Below are 24557 nucleotides of genomic sequence, written 5' to 3'. Positions count from 1 at the left end.
GCGAGATAGTGGCGACGTCACCGAGGGACTCGCCCCAACACGTCGCGGATAAAATGACCGCGGGCGGATCCGACCGGACCGTTAAGTGGGTCCACGGTCGAAACAGCGTATATGGCAGGCGAACGCGGGCCAACCGCCGATCCACGAGCGAACTACGACTACGCGAGCAACGACGTAGTTCACCCCACGGTAGCGGCGGAGTTGCGCACCCGTATCGAGGGAGAGGTTCGCATGGATCGGTACTCCCGATCGCTGTACGCCACCGACGCGAGCGCCTACGAGGTGACGCCGATCGGCGTCGTCTTCCCGCGATCGACCGAGGACGTCGCCGCCGTCGTCTCCTACTGCTACGACGCGGAGATCCCCGTCTTGCCGCGGGGTGGCGGGACGAGCCTCGCGGGCCAAACCGTAAATCGAGCCGTGGTGCTGGATTTTACCCGTTACATGGACGAGATACGCGCCGTAGATCCGCAGGCCCGGACGGCCACCGTTCAGCCGGGCGTGGTCCTCGGCTCGCTCGACGAGCGACTTTCCAGACACGGGCTAACGTTCGGCCCGGATCCCGCTTGGGGCGATAAGAGCGCGATCGGCGGCGCGATCGGAAACAACTCTACTGGAGCCCACTCGCTCGAATACGGCAAAACCGACGCGTACATCGAGTCGTGTGAGGTGGTGCTCGCTGACGGAACGGTTACTCGGTTCGGCGAGATGTCGCTCACGGAACTCACAGATCGCGGCGATTCGGACGGTGACATCCCCGAACGCGTCTACGCCGAGGTCGCCCGAATCGTAGCCGAAGAGAGCGACGAGATCGAAGCCGCCTATCCCGATCTCAAGCGGAACGTCTCCGGGTACAACCTCGATCGTCTCGTCGCGGAAGCCCGCGGGACGGACCTACCAGGAGGTGAATCGACCGGAGACGGCGACACGGTTAATCTGGCACGACTACTCGCCGGGAGCGAAGGGACGCTCGCGATCGTGACCGAAGCGACCGTCTCGCTCGAACCGGTTCCGGAGACGAAAGCCGTCGCGATGCTTTGCTATCCCGATCTGCACGACGCGATGGCAGACGTCTCGCCGATTCTCGAACACGAGCCGTCCGCCGTCGAAGTGTTAGACGACGTCCTTATCGATCTGGCCAGGGGAACGACCACGTTCGGCCCGGTTACGGAGGCGCTTCCCGACGGAACCAACGCCACGCTACTCGTCGAGTTCTACGCCGAGTCGGCCGACGAGGGACGCGAACGCGTCGGCGAGTTACTCGCCGATCGATGTCCATCGATCGAGCCCGCCCGTGCAGACGGCCACGAGACGCGGTCGGCCCGAACGGTCGATCACGAGGTTCGAGCCATCGACGCGCTCGAAGCGTACGAGCGATCCGAACGAGCGAAACTCTGGAAGCTACGAAAGGCCGGGTTGCCGATTCTTCTGTCTCGGACGACCGACGCGAAACACATCTCCTTTATCGAGGATACGGCCGTCCCGCCGGCCCGACTCCCGGAGTTCGTCGAATCGTTCGAGGAGATTCTCGAGGAACACGGGACGTACGCGTCGTTCTACGCGCACGCCGGCCCCGGCGTATTACACGTCCGTCCGCTCGTGAACACGAAGACGGACGTCGGAATCGATCAATTGCGCGGTATCGCCGCCGACGTCACCGACCTCGTCGTCGACCTCGGCGGATCCATCTCGGGTGAGCACGGCGACGGCCGTGCCCGAACGCAGTGGAACCGAAAGCTCTACGGAGATCGTATCTGGCGGACGTTTCGTCGGTTGAAAACCGCGTTCGACCCGAAGTGGGTGCTCAACCCCGGACAGGTCTGCGGATTCGATGCGGCCGCCTCCGACTCGACAGCGGACCGACGCATGGATGCGTCGCTTCGCGACGAAACCGGAGAACTGGACGAACGGACGAAATCGGTCTCGCTCGACGAGAACCTCCGATTCGATCCGTCCTACGAGTTCGACGCCGGATTCGAGCCGACGTTAGCCTGGGACAACGACAACGGGCTGGCCGGGATGGTCGAGCTGTGTCACGGCTGTGGCGGCTGTCGAGGCGATCAGTCCACGACCGGCGGCGTGATGTGTCCGACCTACCGGGCGAGCGACGAGGAGATCACCAGCACCCGCGGGCGGGCGAACGCGCTCCGGCGAGCGATGAGCGGAGAACTCCCGCCGGGGGTGGCGTTCGACGACGAGTTCAAGACGGAGGTCCTGGACCTCTGTATCGGCTGTAAGGGCTGTGCCGTCGATTGCCCGAGCGAGGTCGACATGGCCAAGCTCAAGGTCGAACTCACCCACGAGTACAACGAACGAAACGGAGCGACGCTGCGCGATCGACTGTTCGCGAACGTCCACACCCTCTCTGCGTGGGGAAGTCTGCTCGCACCGCTATCGAACGCGGCCCAGCGCGTTCCCGGCGGCCGGTGGCTGCTCGAACGAGCCGTCGGAATCGACGCGAGTCGCCCGTTACCGACGTTCCACCGCGAAACGTTCGTCGACTGGTTCGAACGACACGCCGACGGGGTCGGAAATCGCGGCGAACCGACCTCCAACGCTCGTTCGACAACGGACGGACGCAAGGCGCTCGTGATAGCCGATACGTACACGAATTACGCGAAGCCGTCGGTGGGCGAAGCGGCCGTTCGCGTCCTCGAAGCCGCGGACGTCACCGTCGGTGTTCCGACCTCTCTCGGCGACGTCGGCCGACCCGCGTACTCGAAGGGCTTTCTCGACATAGCAAGAGAGCGCGCCGAAGAGGCGGTCGATACCTTGATCCCGTACGTCGAGAACGGGTGGGACGTCGTCTTCGTCGAGCCGTCGGACGCGGTGATGGTGCAATCAGATTATCTCGATCTCTACCCGGGGAGATCGACCGATGTCGTCGCTTACGCGACGTACGGCGTCTGCGAGTACCTCGATATATTCGCTCTCGACGATTCTCTCGCGTTCGACCCGCCTCCGTCCAGGTCGATCGTCTACCACGGCCACTGCCATCAGAAGGCGACCAGGCGCGACCACCACGCCGTTTCGGTCCTTCGCCGGGCAGGATACGACGTCGATGCGCTCGATTCGGGGTGTTGCGGGATGGCCGGCAGTTTCGGATACGAAGCCGAACACGCCTCCATGTCGGATGCGATCGCGTCGATCCTCTTCGAGCAGGTCGAAGCGAGCGACGGAGACCGGATCGTCGCCCCCGGGGCGTCGTGTCGAACGCAGTTGCAGTACGGGTCGTCCGATTCGACGCTCCCGCCGACGCCTATCGAAGTGCTCGCCGACGCGCTGTGACCGGACAGTCACCCGATCGAGGGTAACTGACTTACACCAGCCCGATGAATCGATGGGTATGAAGGCTGTCGTCCTCGCGGGCGGGTACGCGACCCGGTTGTGGCCGATCACCAAAAACCGGCCCAAGATGTTCTTACCGATCGGTGAAACGACCGTCATCGATCGGATTTTCGACGAACTGGAACGCGACGACCGCATCGATACCGTCTACGTCAGCACGAACGAGCGGTTCGAAGCGGCGTTCGAGACTCACCTGGCAGAGAGTACGTACGAAAAGCCCGAATTATCGATCGAGGAAACGCGCGCAGAGGGCGAGAAATTCGGCGTCGTCGGCGCGCTCGCACAGTTGATCGACAGAGAGGAGATAGCCGACGATCTGCTCGTCATCGCCGGCGACAACCTGCTCGGATTCGACGTCTCGGACTTTCTCGAGTACTTCGATCAGAAAGAATCTCCCGTCATCGCGGCGTACGACGTTGGTTCGGTCGATCGCGCGAGCGAGTACGGGATCGTCGACCTCGACGGAGATCGCGTCGTCGATTTCCAGGAGAAACCGGACCAGCCGAAGAGCACCCTCGTCTCGATCGCCTGTTACGCCTTTACCGAAGATACCCTTCCCCTTCTCCCGACGTATCTAGACGGGGACAACAATCCCGACGAGCCCGGCTGGTTCGTCCAGTGGCTCCAGCGACGGGAACCCACCTACGCGTTCACGTTCGAGGACGCCTGGTTCGACATCGGCACGCCGGAAAGCTACCTCGACGCGGTCGGCTGGTACCTGGACGGAGAGTCGCTCGTCGCCGAGAGCGCCACCCTCGACGGGGCGACGATCGGTGAGAACGTTCACGTGATGGCCGACGCAATGATCGAAAACACGACCCTCGAAAACGCCGTCATCTTCCCGAACGTCACCCTCCGAAACGCCGAGATCCGCGCGTCGATCGTCGACGAAAACACCTTGCTCGAAGACGTCAACCTCGCAGAAGCGCTCATCGGCGCCCACACCCAAATTTCGACCGAGTAGGCCGTTCGATGAGTAGGTACGTGACGCGATGAGCGGTCGAATGCGGCCTGCAGATCGGTTACTCGAGTGATGCGTCTACGATGGTAATCCCTCCGCGCGTTCCCTCCCAGTCAGTTTCGAACGCGAGATCGATTCGACGATCCATATGCGGGCCGTCGACGACGATCGTCTCGAACTCGCCCCCTTCACCGAGTGGGTGGACGCCGTGTGACTCAGCGAGCGACTCCAGTTCTTCGAACGCCTCGTCGTCAAGCGTTCGTCCCAGCCACGACTCGTCCAGCCCGTCAGCGGCTACCTCGACGATACAGATCTCGAATCCCGATTCGAACATTGCATCGACGATGGTTCGGGGTGATTCACGCCAGAGCGGCGCGAAGAGATCACATCCCAGGCGCTCACAGACGCCGGCAATCCGGTCGCGCTGAAACTCGCTTTCGACCGCACCGACGATCAGTCCGTCAATTCCACCATCCAGCTCGTCGTCGAGCGATCGTAACGCCGCCTCGAGGGGTTCTACCTCCATATCACCCTGCGTCGAGGAGTCCTTCGCGCGTTCTGGTTCGAAGTCGTCCGGATAGACGGACCGGAGGTCGATACCGATCGCCTCCGCTGCGAGCTCGGCTAGCTCGGTAGCCGGAACGTGATACATGTACGAGTCACTCTGTGGGTGAATCGTCACGAGATGTGAAACCGGCATCCCTCGTTCGAGCGCCCTGTACAACGCAAACGACGAGTCTTTCCCACCGGAAAATAGCGAGATCCAGTGTCCAGATTGATCGGCCATACTCGTCCGTTCGTATCCGCGGCTATATGGATCACGTTGTTCGATACGATCGAGTGCGGTGGGCGACCGCCGCGACCCGACGGTTACTCCGAGTCGGGTCGCTCTGTAAGTTCGGCGTCCTCGATCGACGGCCCCCGGAGGTACGACGTCAGGCGAACACCGACGATGCTTAGTACGAACGCGGTCCCGACGTAGCCAGCCAGTCGCTCGCCCGCGGAGGCGGTGAATTCCGACACCTGAATGAGACCGATAGAGAACGCCGGAATCGTTACCGGATCGATGACGCCCTGTTGCTGGAGGAAGTACGCAGCGAACCCGTGTAAGACGAGACCAACGCTGACGACGATGAACGGTAAGTTGAGAAACGACCGTCTGAGCGGTTCGTCGCGGATCAATTCGTCTAACAATCTGCCGGCACTCGCAACGAGCGCGGCGGCGGCGATCCAGGGGATGCTGTCGAAGGCGAATTGTACAGCCGGGATCAGTACGCCCGAGGACTCTTCGAGCGCGGAAACGCCCAGTGCGCCGGCGAAGAGACCCATGAGCGTCAGTCCACCAGCGACGACGTACGTGACGACGGAAATCTGCCCGGCGTAGAGCGAATCGCGCACTTTGATCGTGAGCGCCGTCAACAAGTCGTCGACGTTGAATCCCTTGTACAGCAAGAACAATCCGATCACGGTCGTGATCGCGGCGGCCCCTTCGGCGGGACCGACGACCGTCGAGAGGATCGGAAACACGAGTAACGTGAGACCCAGCGGAACGAGAATGGTCTGGCGCAACTCGGCGTCGCCGAGAAACTGCTTTAGGAGATAGTACGTCGATTCGATGTCGCGAGCCTGTCTGACCACGACGCGGTCGACTGAGTCGACGGGGATCCGACTTTCGACGATCGGCACCAGCTGTTCGTCGTCCGCGCCGTCGATGACGACGACGGCCGAATCGGGTGCGTACTCGGCGACCAGTTCGTCGAGCTGCCCAGCAACCGCCCGATCGGCACTGACGATGGACTCGCGCTCGCCCGAGACCACGGCCACGACGACATCCTCGTTCTCGTCTCGCAGTTGCTGGGCGACGCGAAGCGTTTCGAGGAGTGAATTTACTCCAGAGTCTTCGGGGTCGGCCAGTCCGACGTCCGTCACGAGCGCCCGGACGGCCTCCCAACCGACGACCGGCGTCGCGAGCCCCGTCTTACGGCCGACGTCGTCGTTTCTATCCAGACAGACGACCAGGGTGGTCACTGTGACGACGTTGCTCCCCCGTCGATAAAATCCTTTACCTCCGACCGGCCCGCCGCCGAGTCAGCGCGGCCGGTCTGTGAGTGTGTGCCACCTGTCCGACACGCGTCCGCGGGGCGAACGAAGCGATCTGACGAAATCGGACACCTACCCCAACGCTCGTCCTGGCAATCAGCTAAGAAGTGTCGGACAGAGAGCCCGGGTATCGACGTACTTCTCCCGATCAACGAACCGTTTCGTCCCGACGAAACCGACTGTCTACTACGAGAGAGTGTCGGTTTCACCGTAACAGTCCTCGACGTAGCGATCGTTCGTATTGTAGGACACCGTCGTGAAAAATGTCTGACGGGGTTTTATATCTACCTTCGACATACCACGTGAATCCCCCGTCTAAACGGGAGAGGGGATACACAATGAACGCAATTGACAGCAATACGCCAGCACGTACGGGCGACCCAACGCAGACCACGACGATCAAACACGACTGGAGCGACGATCAGTCGCTGGCACTCTCTATCGTCGATGCGATCGCGGACCTGACGGGAACCGACCCGATCGACGTGCCAAGCCTCTACGAACGAATCGATCCTGACAGCCTCGATTCACTCTTCAACCCAACGAAGCAGGCCGGGAACAGAAACGTCGGACACGTCTGGATCCCCGTCGACGACTACGGCGTCACTATCTACGGCGATGGTACCATCTTCATTCGAAAGCTCGAGTAACCGCGTCGACAGCGGGGACTGGCGAGCCCTCGAGGGATGGACTCATCGACACACGATCGATCGACTCATCGACACACGATGGTGACGGCTAGGACCGGCGTGGATCTCCGAGAGGCAGCGGCGTCGCTCGTGCAGTCAATGAGCGGTAAGAATCGGACGATACCGCTTACAGCAAGCCGGTCTTCTGGAGCTTCATCAGGTCCTCGGTGTCTAACGTCTCGCCTTCCTTGAACTTCTGGTAGATCTCCTCGGCCTCCTCTTTGGCCGCCTCTTTCTTCTTATCGCGCGCGGACTTGCGCTGTTTTTCTTCCTTCTTGTCCATCTCGCGGAGTCGCTTCTGGACGCGAACGAAATCCTCGTGGTGGCGGTCGGCAGCTTCCTGGGCCTCGACGAACGACTCGTGCATCTCGTCTGCGTCGTCGCGAATGTCGTCGGCTTCGCGGTAGGCCTCGATCATCTGGTTGTGATGTTCCTGGGCCTCGTCCGCCAGTTCGGTCACCTTCTGGTGGTGCTGTGACGCATCCGAGCGCACTTCCTCAGCCTCGGCGCGGATCTCTTCGAGTTCACCGCTGCCTTCGAGCTTCTCCTGTCGGTCGGCGTACTCCTCGCGTTTGGCCTCGATTTTCTCGATGAGTTCGCGCTCTTCTTCGCTCGAGAGAACCTCGGTTTGCTGTTTGAACTCGAGTTGCTCGATCTCGTCTTCGAGTTCCTGGAGGTCTTTGCCTTCGTCGAGTTCGAGGTCTGATTTCAGGCCGTCGACCTTATCGAAGAGTTCGTTCGCTTCCGCGTTGAGTTCGTTACGAAGCTCTTTGTGCTCCTGGACCTGTTCGTTCAACTCGTCGCGTTTCTCGCGGTGTTCCTGGGCCTCGTCGACTTTCTCGCGAGTCTTCGCGTTGAGATCGTCGCGCTTGGAAGCGCGTTCAGAAGCCATCTGGTTCAGCTCGTTTCGCCGGTCTCGGAGTTGACCGGCCTTCTTGATGAGCTGTCCTTTCGATTTGTTTTCTAAGTCGTCGTCTGTCAGTTCGATGTTTTTCGATTCGTCTACCATGTGTTCAAACCTCTGTGCCATACCCGCACCGGTGACAGCGATCGCTCGTGATCGGCGAAATCCCGAATAGCAAGATTCCCTGTCATTGATCGTCGAGCGATACGCGCCTGACCGGTGGCGCTCTGGTACTGGATCGTACAGTCGCTCAATAGTTAAAGGTACCGGTACTACCCGCTGTGAAAACCGTTAGCAAGCCCCTCGGAGTTATTTGCAGGTACGCCGAGCGAATATGCGATCTCGTTTAAGTAACGGTGGATCAATCGCGCAAGCCCGCACGGGTCGATTAGGGTACGACAGGACAGACACGATACGCGAGGGCAGCGATACGAGTCACCACGGATACGGACGGTCAAATCCAGGACGCGATATCACGATACACGTTGGCGTACCCGATCAGCGGAGTCGCGCTTGTGAACGGACTCGACCGAAAAAAACGATAGTCGGAACGCCGAATCGATCCCTCATCCGTCGAGTCGATATCGATTCTGAAGGCGACGTGACTCCGTAGCGGTTTCGATCACGAGCGCGTCGCTATCGCCGGGAATCTCGATCGCCTGTAGATCCACAACCGACATCGGGTCGGCCGTCGCCTCGAGAGACCCTTCAGCGGAGCCTGCCCGCCAGGAAATCGTCACGCTGGCTGGTTCTCTCTCATCGTTCACGAGCGCTAACCGAGCCGATGCACCGTCGGTCGGCCGACCGACGACGATCGTCTGAAGCGGTTCGAACGAGTCGGCGATCGCGCCGAACCCGGGTTTTCTCGTTCGGTCGGCCCGGAGGACGCCGAACCCGCCTGCTTCGAATCGATCACAGAGGGTATCTGCGACGATCGTGCCGTACCCGTGATAGCGCAGGTACTCGGCGACGGTTTTCAGCACCGTCACCTGATACGAATCGAGTTCGTCGGCCGAGAGGCCACGTCGGTCAACGATGGCAGCCATCTGCGCCGGTAATTCGTCCTGGTGGACGTCCCCCGTCGGCGCACCGAATCCGGCGACAGCCTTTGACCGGGGCGAGTATCGCGAGAGAATCCAGTCGACATCGGTCGCGTTCAGTGATGCCCATCCGGGCCACAGCGTGAACGCATCCGATCTACTTCCCGGCGAACCGATCGTCGGGATCACGGGGATGTCGTCTGGAAGGCGCGCAGCAACGTCGTCGGCCCCGCCTCGATCGACGTTCGTTCGCCACGCGCGGTAGCGATACCGTATTTTCGCGATCGTTCCCGCGCCGAGCGGGTCAGAACGCAGCGCCGAATCGTCCTCGAGCAGCGACAGTCCAACGAGGCTCGGGTGGTGGCCGTACCGGTCGCACAGGCGACGACCGGTCGAGGTCGCCCGATCGACGTCCATCGGCTTCGACTCGGCCAATCCCTGCCAGACGAGCAATCCGGCCTCGTCACACGCGTCGTAGACGTCGTGACCGGGGACGTGGTTCGGGAATCTGAGAACCGTTGCGTTCGCCTCGACCGCCTCGGAGACGAGCGAGTCATCGAAGTCTCCCGGATGAACCGTAAATCCGCGGGCCGCCACGCGGTGGCCGTTGACGAGAAAGCCGCCGTCGTCGGATTCGACCCGACGCAATCCGACCGACCGTTCGAGAACTTGCTCTCCGAGTTTCGCGCGGAGTGAATAGCGGTTGGCTGATCCGAGTTCTCGCGGCCACCACAGCGTCGGATCGCGAACGTCGATCGTCGTCTCGACGCTGATATCGTCGCCGGCGTCGGCCTCGACCGACGTTCGATCCATCGAACCGCCGCCCCGAAAGCCCTCCGGGCGCAACGTAAACGTCAGGGTATCGTCGACGGGTTCGGTCGAGTCGATCACGACCGTGACAGAAAGCCTGGCGTCGTCTTCGGTGACGGATGGTCGAACGAAGAGGTCGCGAAGTATCGTCGGCGGTCGCCGACTAACCGTAACGGAGCCGCGGATGCCTGGTACGGCCGCTTCGGGCGGGACCGTTCCGCGTTCGAGCAATCCGTCGGTGTGTTCGTTGGGCTCACAGACGACGAGCAGGTCGTTGTCAGGTTTGGGATCGAACGTGATCGACACCGTATCGAGCGGACGTTCGAAGACGCCGTGGTACGACTCGTTGAGCCACACGTGGACGTCGCCGAACACGCCGGACAGTTCCAGTTCGCCGCGTTCGGACTCGGAGGTCCGGGGGTCCGGAAATCGCCGCTCGTACGCGATCGGTGCCGATTCCCCGACGAACGACTCGTTCCGTCCGGGAACCGACACGGTCTGCCACTCCGTCACCGTCGGACGGTCACCGTCGGCCATCGACTCGACGATACCACCACGCCACGTTCCGGTCATTATCACTGAGAGTGAACGCCGACCTGAAAGCTGTTGCGACGGTATGGTCGAAGCGCCGAGACGAGACCCAGGAAATCGACCCAGGGGTACGTCGTCCCGAACGCATCGGCCGACCCAGATCCGAGCGCTCCGATCACGCGTCTGAAAACGCGGCCGAAATGCGGATGGCGAGGGGAGATAACAACGGCTTTCAGACCGAATCACGAGGATACCGATATGTTCTACGAACAACGCCTGTCGGCACCCGACCGACCGGAGACGCTCCGTCGCGAGTACGACGACGCGCTCGCGTCCGCCGTCGAATCTGCGGGTATCGAAGACGCGACGGCCCGAACGAGCGTCGATCGCGAACGCCTGGACACGCTCGTTGGCGGTGGCTCACCCCGGCTCTCACTCGATGAGGCGAGTTCGCTCCTCGCACTCGATGAGACTGAACCCGACGCCGAAACGATAGCGGTCGAAGCGTGCGAACACCTCCTCCTCGGCATGTCGACGGCGGTGCTCGACGTCGAGACGCTCGCGGCCGAGGTCGAACTCGATCTCGATCCGAAGGAAGTCCAACAGAAGATCGAACGCCGGGCGCCGATGACGTTCGACGAATTCGTCCACCTGCAGTACGCCATCGCCGACAGTGCCCCCTGACTACTGCGAGACAGTGCAATACCAGTACCTGGGGGATTCCAGATCCACAAACTGCGAGAATTAACCGAACTCGAACCGTCGGACCAATTTGATACCGGCGACTCACGGTGTGATTGCGAGTGCGACCGGCGATGTATCGAGACGTGATATCGCCAAAACATACTCCAGACGGTCCGACGGGTACGAATCACGGATCCGAACTCGCCAGATTGAAATGTACTCGGTAGCAAGCATTCACAATGTCTCTAGACGACGTTTCAGACGCCATCCGTCCGTTCGAACACGACGGGACGACCTATCAGATGGCAGACCTCACCGCACTCGAGGATGCCGGCCTGTGCGACCTCGAGACGCTCCCGGTGAGCATCCGAATCATGCTCGAATCGGTTCTCAGAAACGCAGACGGCGAGTCGATCGACCTCGAAGACGTCGAGAACGCCGCCTCGTGGCAACCGAACGTCCCAGACGTCGAGGTGCCGTTTACCGTCTCCCGGGTCGTTCTCCAGGACCTAACAGGTGTGCCGGCCGTCGTCGACCTGGCGGCGCTGCGCTCGGCCGCCGACCGACAGGACGTCGACCCGACCATCGTCGAGCCGGAAGTGCCCTGCGACCTCGTCATCGATCACAGCGTTCAGGTCGACCACTTCGGCTCCGGTGACGCCTACGAGAAAAACGTCGAACTCGAGTACGAACGCAACGAAGAGCGCTACCGCGCGATCAAGTGGGCCGAGCAGGCGTTCGAGGACTTCAACGTGGTCCCGCCGGGAACCGGAATCGTCCACCAGGTCAACTTAGAGCACCTCGGCCGCGTCGTTCACGACCGGGAGGTAGACGGCGAACGCTGGTTGCTCCCCGACACGCTGGTCGGGACGGATAGCCACACGCCGATGATCGGCGGCATCGGCGTCGTCGGCTGGGGTGTCGGCGGCATCGAAGCCGAAGCCGCGCTGCTCGGTCAGCCGATCACGATGTCGCTGCCCGAGGTTGTCGGGGTCCGCCTCACGGGCGAACTGCCCGAAGGCGCAACGGCTACGGACCTCGTCTTACACCTGACGGAGAAACTGCGCGAGGTCGGCGTCGTAGACAAGTTCGTCGAGTTCTTCGGACCCGGCGTCTCGGAACTCTCGGTCGCCGACCGAGCGACCATCTCGAACATGGCTCCCGAGCAGGGATCGACGATTAGCCTCTTCCCGCCGGACGAAAAGACCATGGAGTACCTCGAACTCACCGGACGCGAACCGGAACACGTCGACCTCGTGCGGGAGTACCTTGAGGCCCAGGGGCTGTTCGGCGAACAGGAACCGGAGTACACGAACGTCGTTGAGTTCGACCTCGGGACGGTCGAACCGAGCCTGGCGGGCCACAAGAAGCCACACGCCCGCATTCCGATGGGCGACCTGGACGAGCACTTCCCGTCGCTGCTCGAAGAACAGGGCGTGATCGACGACGGCGGTGCGGCGATCGGAAGCGACATCGATGCCGGTGACGGCTCACTGGTCGCCGAGCGCGGGCTCGATCTGGACGAGACGGTTCCGGTCGAACTCGACGACGGCACCGAGGTAGAGATCGGTCACGGGAGCGTCCTCGTCAGCGCGATCACCAGCTGTACGAACACGTCGAATCCGTCCGTGATGGTCGCCGCCGGCTTGCTCGCGCGAAACGCCGCCGAGCGCGGGCTGGAAGTGCCCGAGTACGTCAAGACCAGCCTCGCACCGGGTAGCCAGGTCGTCACGGAGTACCTGAAACGAGCGGACCTCCTCGACGACCTCGAGGCGCTCGGCTACCACGTCGTGGGCTACGGCTGTACGACCTGTATCGGCAACGCCGGCCCGCTCGCCGAACCGATCGAAGCCGCGATCGACGAACACGACCTGTGGACGACGAGCGTCCTCTCCGGAAACCGCAACTTCGAGGCGCGAATTCACCCGAAGATCCGGGCGAACTACCTCGCCAGTCCGCCGCTGGTCGTCGCCTACGGCCTCGCGGGCAAGATGGATGTCGACCTGGAAACCGAGCCGATCGGAACGGACGACGAGGGCGAGCCAGTCTTCCTCGAAGATATCTGGCCAGATCCGGAGGAAGTTCGCGAAACCATCCACGACTCCGTCTCGCCGGAGATGTTCGAAGAAAAATACGCCTCGGTGTTCGAAGGCGACGAGCGGTGGGAGGCGCTCGACGCCCCGACGGGCGACGTCTACGAATGGGACGGTGAATCGACGTACATCCGCGAACCACCGTTCTTCCAGGACTTCCCGCTCGAAAAACCCGGCGTGAGCGATATCGCGGACGCCCGGTGTTTACTCACGCTCGGCGACACCGTCACGACAGACCACATCAGTCCGGCCGGCCCGTTCGGCGAGGACCTCCCCGCGGGCCAGTGGCTCAAAGAGCGAGGCGTCGAACCCTGGGAGTTCAACACCTACGGCTCACGTCGCGGTAACCACGAAGTGATGATGCGCGGCACGTTCGCCAACGTGCGAATCGAAAACCAGCTTCTAGACGGCGTCGAGGGTGGCTACACCATCCACCACCCGACCGACGAAGAGACCACCGTCTTCGAGGCCTCCGAACGGTATCGTGACGAGGAGACGCCACTCGTCGTCCTCTCCGGTGACGAGTTCGGTACCGGGTCGAGCCGCGACTGGGCGGCGAAAGGGACGGACCTCCTCGGCGTACGGGCGACGATCGCGAAGAGTTACGAGCGCATCTACCGGGACAACCTGATCGGAATGGGCGTTCTCCCGCTGCAGTTCGACGACGGCCGCGGCTGGGAGGAACTCGATCTGACCGGCGAAGAGGTCTTCACGATCGAAGGGCTCGACGACGGTCTCGAACCGAACGCCGAATTGACGGTCACGGCGACCGACGGAGACGGCGAGACCACCACGTTCCCGGTCACGGCACAGGTCGGAACGCCTGCGGCCGTCGATTACGTCGAACACGGCGGCATCCTGCACATGGTCCTGCGCCGGTTGCTGACCGAACAGGCGGCCTGATCGAACGACCAACGGGATCGGTCACCGAAACAGTATTGCGACCGACCGAGTCCCTTTTGCTCGGCCACGAGAAACGAACGTACGTGCAGACGGTGGAACTTCACACCCACACGTCCCGATCGTACGACGGACGCGACCCGGTGGACCTCGTGTTAGAACAGGCCCAGGCCGTCGGTCTCGACGCCATCGCCATCACCGACCACGACGAGATCGAGGCGAGTCTGGAAGCCGTCGAACGGGCGCCGTCGTACGATCTACTCGCCATCCCGGGAGTCGAAATTTCGAGCAAGGCCGGCCACGTGCTCGGAATCGGCATCGAAGAGGCCGTTCCCCCGGGGCTCTCGTTTGCCGAAACCCTAAACGGGATTCGCGAGCGGGGCGGGATCGCGATCGTACCGCACCCGTTCCAGGAGTCGCGACACGGCGTCATGGCCAGAATCACTCGAACCGAACTCGCCGCCGCCGACGCGATCGAAGTCTACAACTCCCGTTTGCTCACCGGCCGATCGAACCGCCAGGCCAGGAAGTTCGCCGACTCTCACGGCATACCGATGACGGCCGGCAGCGACGCACACATCAGCGAAATGGTCGGCCAGGCCGTCACACACGTACACTCCGAAGAGCGTAGCGTCGAGGCGATCGTCGAGGCGATCGCGGCCGGACAGACGACGGTCGACGGAAAACGAACCCCCTGGCACATCAGCTTCCGACAAGCCGCCGGCGGCGTCAAACGACGCGTCGTCAACAGTCTCGGTGGAATGTTCTAATGACGGCTCGAAACGCGCTCTCGTTCGGCTGGACCGCCGACTCGACTGCCCTCGTCCGAAACGCGATCGAACGGCGCGATCCGTTGCCAGGTGTGGCGGGATTCGCCGGATCGATCGACGGCAGGCTCGTTCGCGACGTGCTCGGTCGCGTCCCGCTGTACGTCGAACGAGAGCTGATCGAGACGGACGAATCGAACACCGCTATCGAATTCGACGACTGGAGTCACTCGCCGACGACGCTCGTCGATCCCGTCACCTATCCACCCGGCTGCGTCGGTGACCCGTCGAACCCGACGTCGGTCTGGGATCTTCCAGCTCCGGAACCGGCGTCAGATCACGCGTCGATCTGCTCGAATATCGACGCGACGATTCGTCGAATCCTCGGAGACGTAGAAACCGACCGAACGGCCGTTGCATTCTCCGGCGGAGTCGACTCGGCCCTGCTCGCATCGATGCTCGACGTCCCGCTTTACACCGTCGGCTTTCCCGACGGACACGACCTCGAAGCGGCGAGATCGGCGGCCGCGGCGATGAGCCGAACCGATGACCTCCGCGTTCGTGAACTCACGATCGATGAGGTCGAACGGGCGATTCCACGCGTCGCGCACGCTACCGGTCGGACGAACGCGATGGACGTCGCGATCGGAACGTCGGTCTACCTGGTCGCCGAAGCGGCCGCGCGCGACGGGATCGATCGACTGGTATTCGGCCAAGGGGCGGACGAACTCTTTGGCGGGTATGAAAAGATCGCCAGGCTGGATCACCGAGTCGAAGCGAACTCGGTTCGTGGAGCCGTCACAGAACAACTGAAGACGGTCTCGGACCAGCTGCCGCGTGATATCCTGGCGGTCGAAGCTGCCGGTGTAACACCGGTGTTTCCGTATCTTCACGACGACCTGATCGCAGACGCACTCCGTCTGGGACCGGAACACCTCGTCTCGGCGTCGGCACGAAAGATAACGCTTCGGCAGGTTGCGAGTGTTCACCTTCCCGATTCGATTTCAACGAGAGAGAAGAAGGCGCTCCAGTACGGCAGTCTGGTTTCTCGCGAACTCGATCGACTCGCCCGCCGTGCCGGCTACAAGCGCCGGATGGACGATCACGTTCGGTTGTACGTCGAGTCGCGTCTCGAAGAGAGGGAGTCGACAAAACGTACCGATTATCCCGGTGGCTGACGGGCTCGATCGCTCAGTCGAACACGTCGTACTCGCTCTTGATCGGTGATTTTGCCTCGTCCGCGTCGTCATCCGAGCGGTGTTTCGCCACTTTCGTTCGGTTGACGACGCTGATTCGATCTGCGATCGCCTCGACGATGGCCTCGACCTGCCCGGATATCGGGCTCGCTTCGTCCTTGACGACCGCGCCGTCCGAGCCGTCGGTTCCGAAGTCAGGGTGCATCGGTAACGAACCGACCAGCGGGACCGAAAAGTCTTCGAGCGTCGCTTCGATGGCGGACTCGTCGCCCAGGAGGCGGTGTTCGTCGCCACAACTCGGACAGACGAACGTGCTCATGTTCTCGACGACGCCAAGGACCGGCGTATTGTGTTCGCGGTACATGCCGATCCCCTTTCGCGTGTCGTCGAGCGCCATGTCCTGTGGCGTGGTGACGATGACGGTGCCGGTGACGGGCATCGCCTGTAAGAGGTTCAACGTCGCGTCTCCCGTCCCCGGCGGCAGGTCGACGACGAGGTAGTCGAGTCGGCCCCACTCGACGCCCTCGAAGAACTTCATCATGAATTTGTTGACCATCGGACCGCGCAGCATGGCCGGATCGTCGTCGTCTTCTAAGAGAAATCCGGTGCTAATGACGCGGACGCCATCCGAACGTGGCGGCACCAGATTATCGTCAGGCGTGACGCCGGGGTCGCTCTCGACCGGGAGGATTCGCGGCACGTTCGGACCGTGAATATCAGCATCGAGTAGGCCGACCATCGCGCCCATCTTCTCTAATCCCGCCGCCAGATTGGCGGCGACGGTCGTCTTTCCGACGCCGCCCTTCCCGGACGAGACGGCGATCACGTTTTTCACCCGCGGGAGGAGTTCGTTATCGAACCCAATGTCTGCACTAACGCGGGCGCGTAAGTCGGGTTCGAGCCCGAGTTCGTCGATTGCGTCTCTAATTTCTGTACCCAGGTCGAGTTCCGACGGCGCGAAGGGTGTATTCAGTGCGACTGAGACGGTCGCGGTGTCGTCCTCGACCGACACGTCGTTGACGAGGCCGAGTGAAACGATGTCGTCTCCGAGTTCCGGATCCTCGATGGCTCGGAGGGCATCGTATACGTCGTCTGATGTCTGGCTCATAGTTCGAAGTCGTGGTGGAACTAGCCGAGGACGACTCTTGTATGTTTGCTAATGGCGTCAGCACACACCGGTAGCGCGGTGTGAAATCGGTGAATCCACAGATTAACGCGAGATAGGCCGCTATCGCCACGTTGCGATCACCTGTTCGCATACCGAAGCGATAGTGACACCGGCAAAAAACGAGTCCGCAAACCGCCCGAACCGACAACCCGGTCAGAACGGCCAGGGAATCGGTTCGGGTGCACCGCCGTAGAAGACGATGCCGATGAGGACGGTCAACAGGAACATCCCGATCCACATCTGTGCCGTGATACCGACGAGGTAGACGACGCCGAGTAGACCGGTCTTGGGCTGGCTCGGTTTGCCGACGAACCAGGCGACGGTCATCACGTACACCGGCATCAGGACGACGCCGAAGATGAGCCAGCTGCCAGGGCCGGGAAACCCGGTGATGTCGCTTCCCGAGTAGCCGTGATACAGCGGTAGGTTCGCGAGTGCGGCCGTGCTCAGATCGAGTGCGGTTGCCGTGAAATTCATGCTTCAACCTCCTGTGGAGCTTCCTGTTCCGGTTCGTGTCCCTCCTGTAGGTGCTCTACGGCGTGGAGTTCGACCACGGGGACGACCTTCGAGACGAGCAGGAAGATGATGGTAACCATTCCGATCGTTCCCAGGACCGAGGACATCTCGATCAGGCTCGGGAAGTAGGGCCCGGGGACACCCTCGTAGATGGAGAACTCCACCGTCTGGAATCCCTCGACGACGAAGAACGTCTTCTCGAACAGTGTCGCCCCCAGTACAAAGACCGCAGCGACGAGCGCACGGGTCTTCGTAAAGAGCGACGGACGCAACGCCTGGGCGAAGATGAAGATCAGCACGGCCATGACGGCGGCGAGCGCGCCGACGTAGATGACCGAGCTGAGCATCGCCTGTGTCGCGTACGTGCCAGAGATACCGGCGAAGAACGATCCGGTGATGATCCGCTGGAGCTGGAACCAGACGAACATCAGACAGAAGAATCCGAGCCAGAGTAGCAGGCCGCGGAAGACGTCTTCAGTGATGATGTGGTCCCAGTTGTACGCGCGCGTGAACGCCGCGGAGATGATGATGACCCCACTGATCGCGGATGTAAGCGCGATCGAGAGGAACACCGGCCCCTGAATGCCTCCGAACCAGGCCGGATAGGTCGGCAGCAGTGCGAACAGCCACGGGATCACACCGCCGTGAAGCAAGAGCGGAGCCATGATGATGATCGCGGCGGCGACCCACCAGACCATCCGTTCAATGACCTCGTCTTCTTCTTCGGTGTAGCCGTACGTCAGCGCCGAGTACACCGGTGAGAAGTGACTCGGAAGGTCTTCGCGCATGCGCGAGATGTCGTAGCGCAGCGTCAGACCGAGGTAGGTCGCCGTCAGGACGAAGTAAGCCGTAATGACCGTCACGTCCCACACGAGTGGCGAGTTGTGGACGGTGATGTGATAGTGTCCGAGGACGCTCGTCACCATCCGGTCCGGTCGGCCCATGTGGACGATGATGTAGAATCCGGCCGCAGACAGTCCACCGATCGTCAGCAGTTCGGCCATCCGGGCAACGGGCATGTAGCGCTCCATGCCGAGAAGTCGAACCGCCGCTGAGAGGATAATGCCGCCGTGGGCGATCCCGACCCACCAGATAAAGGCGCCGATGTACAGTCCCCAAGTGACGCCGCCGCCGGATCCCCAGTCGGAGAGGCCGGTCACTTCGAGACCGTACATGAGCTGGTAGGCCCAGCCGATCAGAAAGAGCCCGAACGCGAGGCCAGCAATGCCGAACAGCACGAACCACTTCGAGGTCGTGTTCTTGATCGGTCGGAGGATGTCGTCCTCGGTCGGCGTTTTCGTGCTCATTAGATCCCCCGCACGGTTTCTTCATCCAGCACGTCTTTCCGGTTGTCGACGAGCGCCGGTTCCGAACCGTCTGCGCGGTCGTACGTAACGGAATCGTAGGCGACGGGGCCAGGAACCTGTTCTGCGCTCGGACCGGGTTCGTTCCCGATGTACGTCACGTTCGGATTCGTGCCGATGTCCTCGAGAAGCTTGAACGTCGATTCGGCGCTCCCGTAGGATCCCTGGAGAACGGCTTCAGCGTCGTCCGGTGACTCGTCACCCGTTCGAAGAACGCGTCGAACGCGCTCGTCTTCGAAGTCGACGCCGGCGTCTTCGAGTGCATCGACGAGTTCGCGGGCGGCTTCGATGTCGTCGGCCATCGCTCGCGGTCGATCGTAGTCGTCGATTTCCAGATCGTCGGTCAGGACGACGATCGCTCGCACGAGTGCGAGTTCCTCGTAGTCCATGATCTCGGCCTCCTCGACGATGACATCCATGTCGACGTCGTCTTCGTCCGCGTCGATCTCTTCGAGTCCTTCCTCGACGTCCTCCGGGGTCGGAGCCATTCGTGCTCGGCCGAAGAGGTCCTCGATCGCGCGGCCGAGCGCCGGATACTCGGCGTAGAGGCTCGCATCGCTGGCCGGGTCGTTGACGTCGCCGAACTGGATCGCACCGGGCGGACAGGCCTGCTGGCAGGCGGTCGTCCCGACCATCTCGTCGCCGGAGAATCCGTCCTGACGGGTCGGACAGAACGTACACTTGCTCATCACGCCGCGGGGGGCGCGACTGTCGACCCGACGGAGGTGTTCGTCTCCGTCGGCGTAATCCGAGTAATCGCCGACGATGTGGTCGCCAGGTTCGCCCCGCTCTACGTCCATTCCCATCTCCTCGTTCATCTGATCGACGATCTGCTGGTCGGAGATGTCGGGTTCGCCCCACTGGAAGTAGTTAACGCCGTACGGACAGGCGACCTGACAGTACCGACAGCCAATACAGACGTCGTAGTCGGTCAGGACGAGGCCGTCCTTCGAGCGGGTGTGTCTGGCCGTCGTCGGACAGACCTTCTCACAGGGTGCGTCGGTGCAGTGTTGACACGGGCGGACGAGGAACGGATAATCGCGTGGTCCATCTGGATCATCGGGAACGGAGACGTTGGAGTCCTCGTAGGCGAGGACGTACATCCAGTTGACCCCCTGGTCCAGGTTGTTCTCCTCGCCACAGGCCTGGACGCAAGAGAGACAGCCGTCGCAGACTTCGAGGTCGATGGTCATCCCCCACTGGGTACCGTCTCGCTCGTCCTCGCTCGCCTGGACGATGCCGTCGCCGACGCCGTCTTCGGCGGTCGTCAGTGCTCCCATTCCGAGGAACGCACCGCCGACGCCCATCTTCTTCATGACGTCGCGTCTGCTCTGTTCGTCGTCGCCTTTCAGTGACGCGAGCGCGTCTAAGAGTCCGCCTCCTTCCTGTGCCTCCTCGTAGGCTTCGGCCGTCGGGCGCTCGTCCTCGCCGAATTCCGCCATCACATCGTCGTGATACTTCTCGTGGAATTCGGCTTCCGTCAACTCACCAGCGACGAGTCGCTGGGCGTCTTCCGCCATGGCGAGACCGAGATCGGTGTCGTACTCGGTGTCGTCGAGCATCGACGTGAGCTCGGATTCCCACTCCTCGCCGAGCGGATGGAACGATTCATCCTCAGTGTTCGTACTCATTGTGCCGTCCTCACTAGCATTGTCTCGTAGTGGTGCCGTTGAAAAGGTGTCGACTTCACGTCGCCGCATTCGTTCGTCCGAACCGGCAGGTTCGATCGGTCGGTTCCCGAGCGAACATTCGACCGCCGGCGGTATATTCTTCGCCTACGCCGATACGTATCGCTCATCACCTGGACGAGAGTGTTCGACTCGTTTGGACACATAGACGATTCCCAGCAAATGGGAACTGCGCGAACATGTTCGTCTCGTACCGTCAACGTCCAATTATTCCGTCGTCCGTACCGCAATCGTCGCATCTGAGCGGTCCAGGGGTGGCTACGGTCGGTTGAAAGCGACGAGCGTGCGTATCGAAACGCTTACTCCCGGCAGGTGAGTCGAATTCGACATGAGCAACGACGCCGTTAGCCCCGACGACGTACGCCACGTCGGAGAGCTGGCACGAGTGAACCTCTCCGACGAGGAGGTCGCGCAATTTACGGACGATTTTAGCGAGATCGTCGAGGCGTTCGACGTTCTCGACGACGTTCCGTCGGTAGACCGGGAGGCGCCTCTTACGAACGTGCTCAGACCGGACGAATCACGAGAAACGCTGAACGCCGACCAGATCTTCGCCAACGCGCCAGAAACCGAGGACGGCCGGTTCAAAGGTCCCAACGTGTCCTGAAAGTCATGAGCGACGCATTCATCACTGAAACGGAAATTGAACCCGCCGACGACGGGCCGTTGTCGGGACTGACGATCGCGATCAAGGACAACATCTCGACGGAGGGAATACGGACGACCTGCGCCTCTCGGATGCTCGAATCGTACGTTCCGCCGTACGACGCCACGGTCGTCAGCCGCGTTCGCGACGCGGGAGCGACGATCGTCGGAAAGACCAACATGGACGAGTTCGGAATGGGGACGACGACGGAAACGTCGTACTTCGGACCGACCGACAATCCAGCGGCGCCCGGACGCGTTCCGGGAGGGTCGTCGGGCGGGTCGGCCGCCGCAGTCGCCGCCGGAGAGGCAGATCTCGCCCTGGGATCGGACACCGGTGGATCGATCCGCTGTCCGGCCGCGTTCTGCGGCGTCGTCGGACTCAAACCGACCTACGGGCTCGTCTCGCGGTACGGACTTATCGCCTACGCGAACAGTCTCGAACAGATCGGTCCGTTCGCGAACACGGTCGAGGACGCCGCCGAACTCCTCGACGTCATCGCCGGACCCGACGAACGCGACGCCACGACGCGCGAATCTCCAGACGAGGAGTCCTACGCTTCGGCCGCCGACGGCGACGTCGACGGGACGACGATCGGCGTCCCGACCCAGTTACTCGACGGCGCCGACGGGGCCGTCGTGGAGACGTTCTGGAACGCGTTAGACGAACTCGAATCGGCCGGGGCGAGTTACACCGAAGTCGACCTTCCCTCGGTCGAATCAGCCGTCGCAGCCTACTACGTCATCGCTACGTCCGAAGCGTCGTCCAACCTGGCCCGGTACGACGGCGTTCGATACGGCCACGCGAGCGACTCGGACGGAAACTGGAACGACGCGTTCGCCCAGAGCAGAGAGGACGGCTTCGGCGAAGAGGTCAAACGACGCATCCTCCTCGGCACGTACGCGCTCTCTGCAGGATACCACGACAAGTACTACAAACAGGCACAGGACGCTCGCGCGTGGATCAAGCAAGATTTCGACCGGGTGCTCTCAGACGTCGACGTGCTCGCCTCACCCACCATGCCAGTGTTTCCGTTCGAACGGGGCGAAGGACTCGACGATCCACTCTCGCTCTACCTCGCCGACGCGAACACCGTGCCGGTAAACCTCGCGGACCTCCCGGCGATCTCCGTCCCGGCCGGTACCGCAGATGGACTCCCGGTCGGCGTACAGTTCGTCGGCCCCGCGTTCGGGGAACGAGCGGTCGTTCGCGTCGGAAGCGCTCTCGCCTGAGTCTACGAACCGTACGCATTCTCGAACGAATTCGTGGGGCTGTCTTCGCTCAAATAAGACGCAGTCGAGCTACGAATCCGAACAGATCGATGGTTCACCGATCGACCGAAGAAATCGAGGGATACACTTATCTAATCTAAGGAAGATAGGTAGTTAACGACACAATCGATAGAGTATGCTCGACGAACCCATCGGCGCCGTTGATTTCGACGAGTTCTCCCGCGCGTGCGACCTGGTCGAAGACTACTTCGGGAGTACGATTGACTCCGTCGCACTCCACGCGCCGGTATCGCGGCGACAGCTCGTGGCCGTCCTCGCCAGAGCGCAGCTCTCCGGTCGGCAACTCGCGGTCGAGGGCTTAACCGACGACGGGGACGTCGTCTACCAGTCGAACGACGAAACCTTGCTCTGGCTCGACGGCGGGTTCTGGACCGACATGCGAGGCAGACACCACCTCGAACCCGACGAAGGTCGGGCCGCACGCGAGGTCCACCGACGGTTGATCGAAGCGATCGACGGCGACGTTCCGTACTACAACAGAGAGCGCGACCCGTTCGTCCTCATCGAGCGGCGTCATCCCTGACCCACGGTTTCAGCGACGTATTCGGATCTAATTCGGTCTTCGTGTCCAACGGATAGCAACCAGCCCCGAGTCGAGACACTCGCTACGGCGCCAGATCACTCTCGCTACGTTCGGGTCACTCCTCGTAGGCGAGGTTCATGATCCACTGAGAGAACGCGTCGCTGTTCGGATCGACTTCCTCCTCGCCGATAAACGGTGAGAGCATGTCGCCGGCCATCAGGAGCGTAAAATCCAGATCGCGCGCCGTGGGAGTGATGAAATACGTGTTGTGGCCCTTGTAGACGGCGTCGTCCCTGTTGACGAGTCCCTTCTCGACCAGACGTTCGACGATTCGACTCCCCTTCCTCGAGGAGACGTCGAGTTCCTTCCAGAACTCGCTCTGATGGATTCCACCACTCGCTCTGACCAGTTCGAGCCCCGCTCGCTCGTCGGCCGAGAGTTCCGCTTCGAGTTCGGCGATACTCACGGTACCACCCCGCGTCGTCGTGTCGGTGTCCGGTAGCGGCTGTCCATACACGGACAACGGGTAGCAAACCGCTTAAAGGTGGCTTTCGAGTTCGACGCGTTCGAACGGAGTGCGACAGGGAGGTCCGTCGGCGTACCGATACTCACGGTGGGCGCCGAGGGAGACGAGCGATGACGAACGCGTCCCGAATCCGTTCTCGTGCCGGCAGACGCCGTACTCGTGATCACCGAGCACCGATTCGGCTCGGTCGAGCCAGTCAGTGACGGCGTCAGATGGAGACGGATTGAGCGTGTCCGTCGACTCAGCACAGAGCGCCCGACGGACGAGACGGCCCGACGAGAGTTGACGATGACCCGCATCCCGCCGGCGTGACGGAACGGTCGGCGAATCGATGTGACCGACGTTCGTGACGACGTGGCAGCCCGGTTCCAGTGATTCGATAGAGAGCGTTCCATCCCAGTCGCAGACGAACGCGTCGTCGGCGTCGGCGACCACCAGATAGAACCCGCTGTACTCGAATTGCTCACAGGAGTCGGAGACGAACGAGATCGCGGTCTCGGCCGATTCTCGACGCAACGCATCCGCGACAAGCAACCCTCGCGAACGATCACCAGCGATGTCAGCGTCGGTCCACCGATTGGTGATCCCGACGAACAGATCGTACTCGTTCACCCCGATCCAGGTGCCACCGGCTCTCGTGTCTCGGGGTGCGACCACGACGGGATCCTCGGCGAAACGATCCGGCGGTTCAGCCGGTCGGTCGAGCGCCTCGTCTCGATTGGCGGCCACGACGACCGGAGTCCCGTCGAACTGCTGCCACGCGAGGGCGAGCGTACACACGTTCGGTCGTAGCGCTGCTGACCCATTAAGC

At 62.0% G+C, this 24557-nt stretch carries 20 protein-coding genes; 10 read left to right on the top strand and 10 right to left on the bottom strand.

What is annotated here, in order from left to right:
• Positions 1-111: 111 nt before the first annotated feature.
• Positions 112-3288, top strand: coding sequence for an FAD-binding and (Fe-S)-binding domain-containing protein (locus tag NKH31_RS15030; RefSeq protein WP_254862606.1), 3177 nt, complete (start codon positions 112-114; stop codon positions 3286-3288).
• Between the two features lie 58 nt (positions 3289-3346).
• Positions 3347-4312 (top strand): nucleotidyltransferase family protein, encoded by a 966-nt coding sequence (locus tag NKH31_RS15025; RefSeq protein WP_254862605.1) that lies wholly within the window; start codon positions 3347-3349, stop codon positions 4310-4312.
• Between the two features lie 58 nt (positions 4313-4370).
• Here NKH31_RS15025 and NKH31_RS15020 read toward each other — a convergent pair whose 3' ends face one another.
• Together NKH31_RS15020 and NKH31_RS15015 are read right to left on the bottom strand one after the other, a co-directional pair.
• Positions 4371-5096 (bottom strand): diphthine--ammonia ligase, encoded by a 726-nt coding sequence (locus tag NKH31_RS15020; protein ID WP_254862604.1) that lies wholly within the window; start codon positions 5094-5096, stop codon positions 4371-4373.
• Positions 5097-5179: 83 nt separating this feature from the next.
• Positions 5180-6337 (bottom strand): DUF373 family protein, encoded by a 1158-nt coding sequence (locus tag NKH31_RS15015; RefSeq protein ID WP_254862603.1) that lies wholly within the window; start codon positions 6335-6337, stop codon positions 5180-5182.
• A 410-nt stretch (positions 6338-6747) separates the two neighbouring features.
• Here NKH31_RS15015 and NKH31_RS15010 point away from each other — a divergent pair, with 410 nt between their 5' ends.
• Positions 6748-7059, top strand: coding sequence for a HalOD1 output domain-containing protein (locus NKH31_RS15010; RefSeq protein ID WP_254862602.1), 312 nt, complete (start codon positions 6748-6750; stop codon positions 7057-7059).
• A 166-nt stretch (positions 7060-7225) separates the two neighbouring features.
• Here the strand turns inward: NKH31_RS15010 and NKH31_RS15005 are convergent, their stop codons facing one another.
• The gene (locus NKH31_RS15005) at positions 7226-8107 is read right to left on the bottom strand and encodes a coiled-coil protein (RefSeq protein WP_254864822.1); all 882 of its coding nucleotides are present in this window, start codon (positions 8105-8107) and stop codon (positions 7226-7228) included.
• Between the two features lie 461 nt (positions 8108-8568).
• Positions 8569-10425, bottom strand: coding sequence for a glycoside hydrolase family 2 protein (locus NKH31_RS15000; protein ID WP_254862601.1), 1857 nt, complete (start codon positions 10423-10425; stop codon positions 8569-8571).
• 216 nt (positions 10426-10641) lie between these two features.
• On the opposite strand from NKH31_RS15000, the gene NKH31_RS14995 reads away from it, so the two are divergent.
• From NKH31_RS14995 to NKH31_RS14980, 4 genes are all read left to right on the top strand, one after another.
• Entirely contained in the window at positions 10642-11067 is a 426-nt protein-coding gene (locus NKH31_RS14995; protein WP_254862600.1) for a DUF5791 family protein, read from the top strand.
• Between the two features lie 239 nt (positions 11068-11306).
• Positions 11307-14063 (top strand): aconitate hydratase AcnA, encoded by a 2757-nt coding sequence (gene acnA / locus NKH31_RS14990; RefSeq protein ID WP_254862599.1) that lies wholly within the window; start codon positions 11307-11309, stop codon positions 14061-14063.
• Between the two features lie 83 nt (positions 14064-14146).
• The gene (locus tag NKH31_RS14985) at positions 14147-14830 is read left to right on the top strand and encodes a PHP domain-containing protein (protein WP_254862598.1); all 684 of its coding nucleotides are present in this window, start codon (positions 14147-14149) and stop codon (positions 14828-14830) included.
• Positions 14830-16005: an asparagine synthase C-terminal domain-containing protein gene (locus NKH31_RS14980; RefSeq protein ID WP_254862597.1), complete on the top strand. Its 1176-nt coding sequence runs from the start codon at positions 14830-14832 to the stop codon at positions 16003-16005. The genes NKH31_RS14985 and NKH31_RS14980 overlap by 1 nt, the downstream gene beginning before the upstream one ends.
• A gap of 13 nt (positions 16006-16018) precedes the next feature.
• Here NKH31_RS14980 and NKH31_RS14975 read toward each other — a convergent pair whose 3' ends face one another.
• The 4 genes from NKH31_RS14975 to NKH31_RS14960 all read right to left on the bottom strand — a co-directional run bounded on the left by NKH31_RS14975 (position 16019) and on the right by NKH31_RS14960 (position 20702).
• Positions 16019-17131: an Mrp/NBP35 family ATP-binding protein gene (locus tag NKH31_RS14975; protein WP_254862596.1), complete on the bottom strand. Its 1113-nt coding sequence runs from the start codon at positions 17129-17131 to the stop codon at positions 16019-16021.
• 213 nt (positions 17132-17344) lie between these two features.
• Positions 17345-17668, bottom strand: a complete 324-nt coding sequence (locus tag NKH31_RS14970) for a hypothetical protein (RefSeq protein ID WP_254862595.1) — start codon at positions 17666-17668, stop codon at positions 17345-17347.
• Positions 17665-19014 (bottom strand): NrfD/PsrC family molybdoenzyme membrane anchor subunit, encoded by a 1350-nt coding sequence (gene nrfD / locus NKH31_RS14965; protein ID WP_254862594.1) that lies wholly within the window; start codon positions 19012-19014, stop codon positions 17665-17667. The genes NKH31_RS14970 and nrfD overlap by 4 nt, the downstream gene beginning before the upstream one ends.
• Positions 19014-20702 (bottom strand): 4Fe-4S ferredoxin N-terminal domain-containing protein, encoded by a 1689-nt coding sequence (locus NKH31_RS14960; protein ID WP_254862593.1) that lies wholly within the window; start codon positions 20700-20702, stop codon positions 19014-19016. Before NKH31_RS14960 ends, nrfD begins: the two co-directional genes overlap by 1 nt.
• 385 nt (positions 20703-21087) lie before the next feature.
• On the opposite strand from NKH31_RS14960, the gene gatC reads away from it, so the two are divergent.
• The 3 genes from gatC (at position 21088) to NKH31_RS14945 (ending at position 23220) form a co-directional block, all read left to right on the top strand.
• On the top strand, positions 21088-21366 hold the full coding sequence (gene gatC / locus NKH31_RS14955; RefSeq protein WP_254862592.1) for an Asp-tRNA(Asn)/Glu-tRNA(Gln) amidotransferase subunit GatC: 279 nt from the start codon (positions 21088-21090) through the stop codon (positions 21364-21366).
• A 5-nt stretch (positions 21367-21371) separates the two neighbouring features.
• Entirely contained in the window at positions 21372-22637 is a 1266-nt protein-coding gene (gene gatA / locus NKH31_RS14950; protein WP_254862591.1) for an Asp-tRNA(Asn)/Glu-tRNA(Gln) amidotransferase subunit GatA, read from the top strand.
• 175 nt (positions 22638-22812) lie between these two features.
• Positions 22813-23220, top strand: coding sequence for a DUF8048 family protein (locus NKH31_RS14945; RefSeq protein ID WP_254862590.1), 408 nt, complete (start codon positions 22813-22815; stop codon positions 23218-23220).
• A 115-nt stretch (positions 23221-23335) separates the two neighbouring features.
• On the opposite strand, the gene NKH31_RS14940 is transcribed toward NKH31_RS14945, so the two are convergent.
• Positions 23336-23686, bottom strand: coding sequence for a helix-turn-helix transcriptional regulator (locus NKH31_RS14940; RefSeq protein ID WP_254862589.1), 351 nt, complete (start codon positions 23684-23686; stop codon positions 23336-23338).
• A gap of 72 nt (positions 23687-23758) precedes the next feature.
• The gene (locus NKH31_RS14935) at positions 23759-24526 is read right to left on the bottom strand and encodes an NRDE family protein (protein ID WP_254862588.1); all 768 of its coding nucleotides are present in this window, start codon (positions 24524-24526) and stop codon (positions 23759-23761) included.
• Between the last annotated feature and the right edge of the window lie 31 nt (positions 24527-24557).

This window comes from Halovivax gelatinilyticus, assembly GCF_024300625.1.
Classification (GTDB): domain Archaea; phylum Halobacteriota; class Halobacteria; order Halobacteriales; family Natrialbaceae; genus Halovivax; species Halovivax gelatinilyticus.
This window is presented reverse-complemented; position numbering and strand designations above follow the sequence as displayed.

Excerpts from the sequence above, each read along its gene's own strand:
- NKH31_RS15030 (WP_254862606.1), top strand. The coding sequence starts at position 112 with ATGGCAGGCGAACGCGGGCCAACCGCCGATCCACGAGCGAACTACGAC.
- NKH31_RS15025 (WP_254862605.1), top strand. The coding sequence starts at position 3,347 with ATGAAGGCTGTCGTCCTCGCGGGCGGGTACGCGACCCGGTTGTGGCCG.
- NKH31_RS15020 (WP_254862604.1), bottom strand. The coding sequence starts at position 5,096 with ATGGCCGATCAATCTGGACACTGGATCTCGCTATTTTCCGGTGGGAAA.
- NKH31_RS15010 (WP_254862602.1), top strand. The coding sequence starts at position 6,748 with ATGAACGCAATTGACAGCAATACGCCAGCACGTACGGGCGACCCAACG.
- NKH31_RS15005 (WP_254864822.1), bottom strand. The coding sequence starts at position 8,107 with ATGGTAGACGAATCGAAAAACATCGAACTGACAGACGACGACTTAGAA.
- NKH31_RS15000 (WP_254862601.1), bottom strand. The coding sequence starts at position 10,425 with ATGACCGGAACGTGGCGTGGTGGTATCGTCGAGTCGATGGCCGACGGT.
- NKH31_RS14995 (WP_254862600.1), top strand. The coding sequence starts at position 10,642 with ATGTTCTACGAACAACGCCTGTCGGCACCCGACCGACCGGAGACGCTC.
- acnA (WP_254862599.1), top strand. The coding sequence starts at position 11,307 with ATGTCTCTAGACGACGTTTCAGACGCCATCCGTCCGTTCGAACACGAC.
- NKH31_RS14980 (WP_254862597.1), top strand. The coding sequence starts at position 14,830 with ATGACGGCTCGAAACGCGCTCTCGTTCGGCTGGACCGCCGACTCGACT.
- NKH31_RS14975 (WP_254862596.1), bottom strand. The coding sequence starts at position 17,131 with ATGAGCCAGACATCAGACGACGTATACGATGCCCTCCGAGCCATCGAG.
- NKH31_RS14970 (WP_254862595.1), bottom strand. The coding sequence starts at position 17,668 with ATGAATTTCACGGCAACCGCACTCGATCTGAGCACGGCCGCACTCGCG.
- nrfD (WP_254862594.1), bottom strand. The coding sequence starts at position 19,014 with ATGAGCACGAAAACGCCGACCGAGGACGACATCCTCCGACCGATCAAG.
- NKH31_RS14960 (WP_254862593.1), bottom strand. The coding sequence starts at position 20,702 with ATGAGTACGAACACTGAGGATGAATCGTTCCATCCGCTCGGCGAGGAG.
- gatC (WP_254862592.1), top strand. The coding sequence starts at position 21,088 with ATGAGCAACGACGCCGTTAGCCCCGACGACGTACGCCACGTCGGAGAG.
- gatA (WP_254862591.1), top strand. The coding sequence starts at position 21,372 with ATGAGCGACGCATTCATCACTGAAACGGAAATTGAACCCGCCGACGAC.
- NKH31_RS14945 (WP_254862590.1), top strand. The coding sequence starts at position 22,813 with ATGCTCGACGAACCCATCGGCGCCGTTGATTTCGACGAGTTCTCCCGC.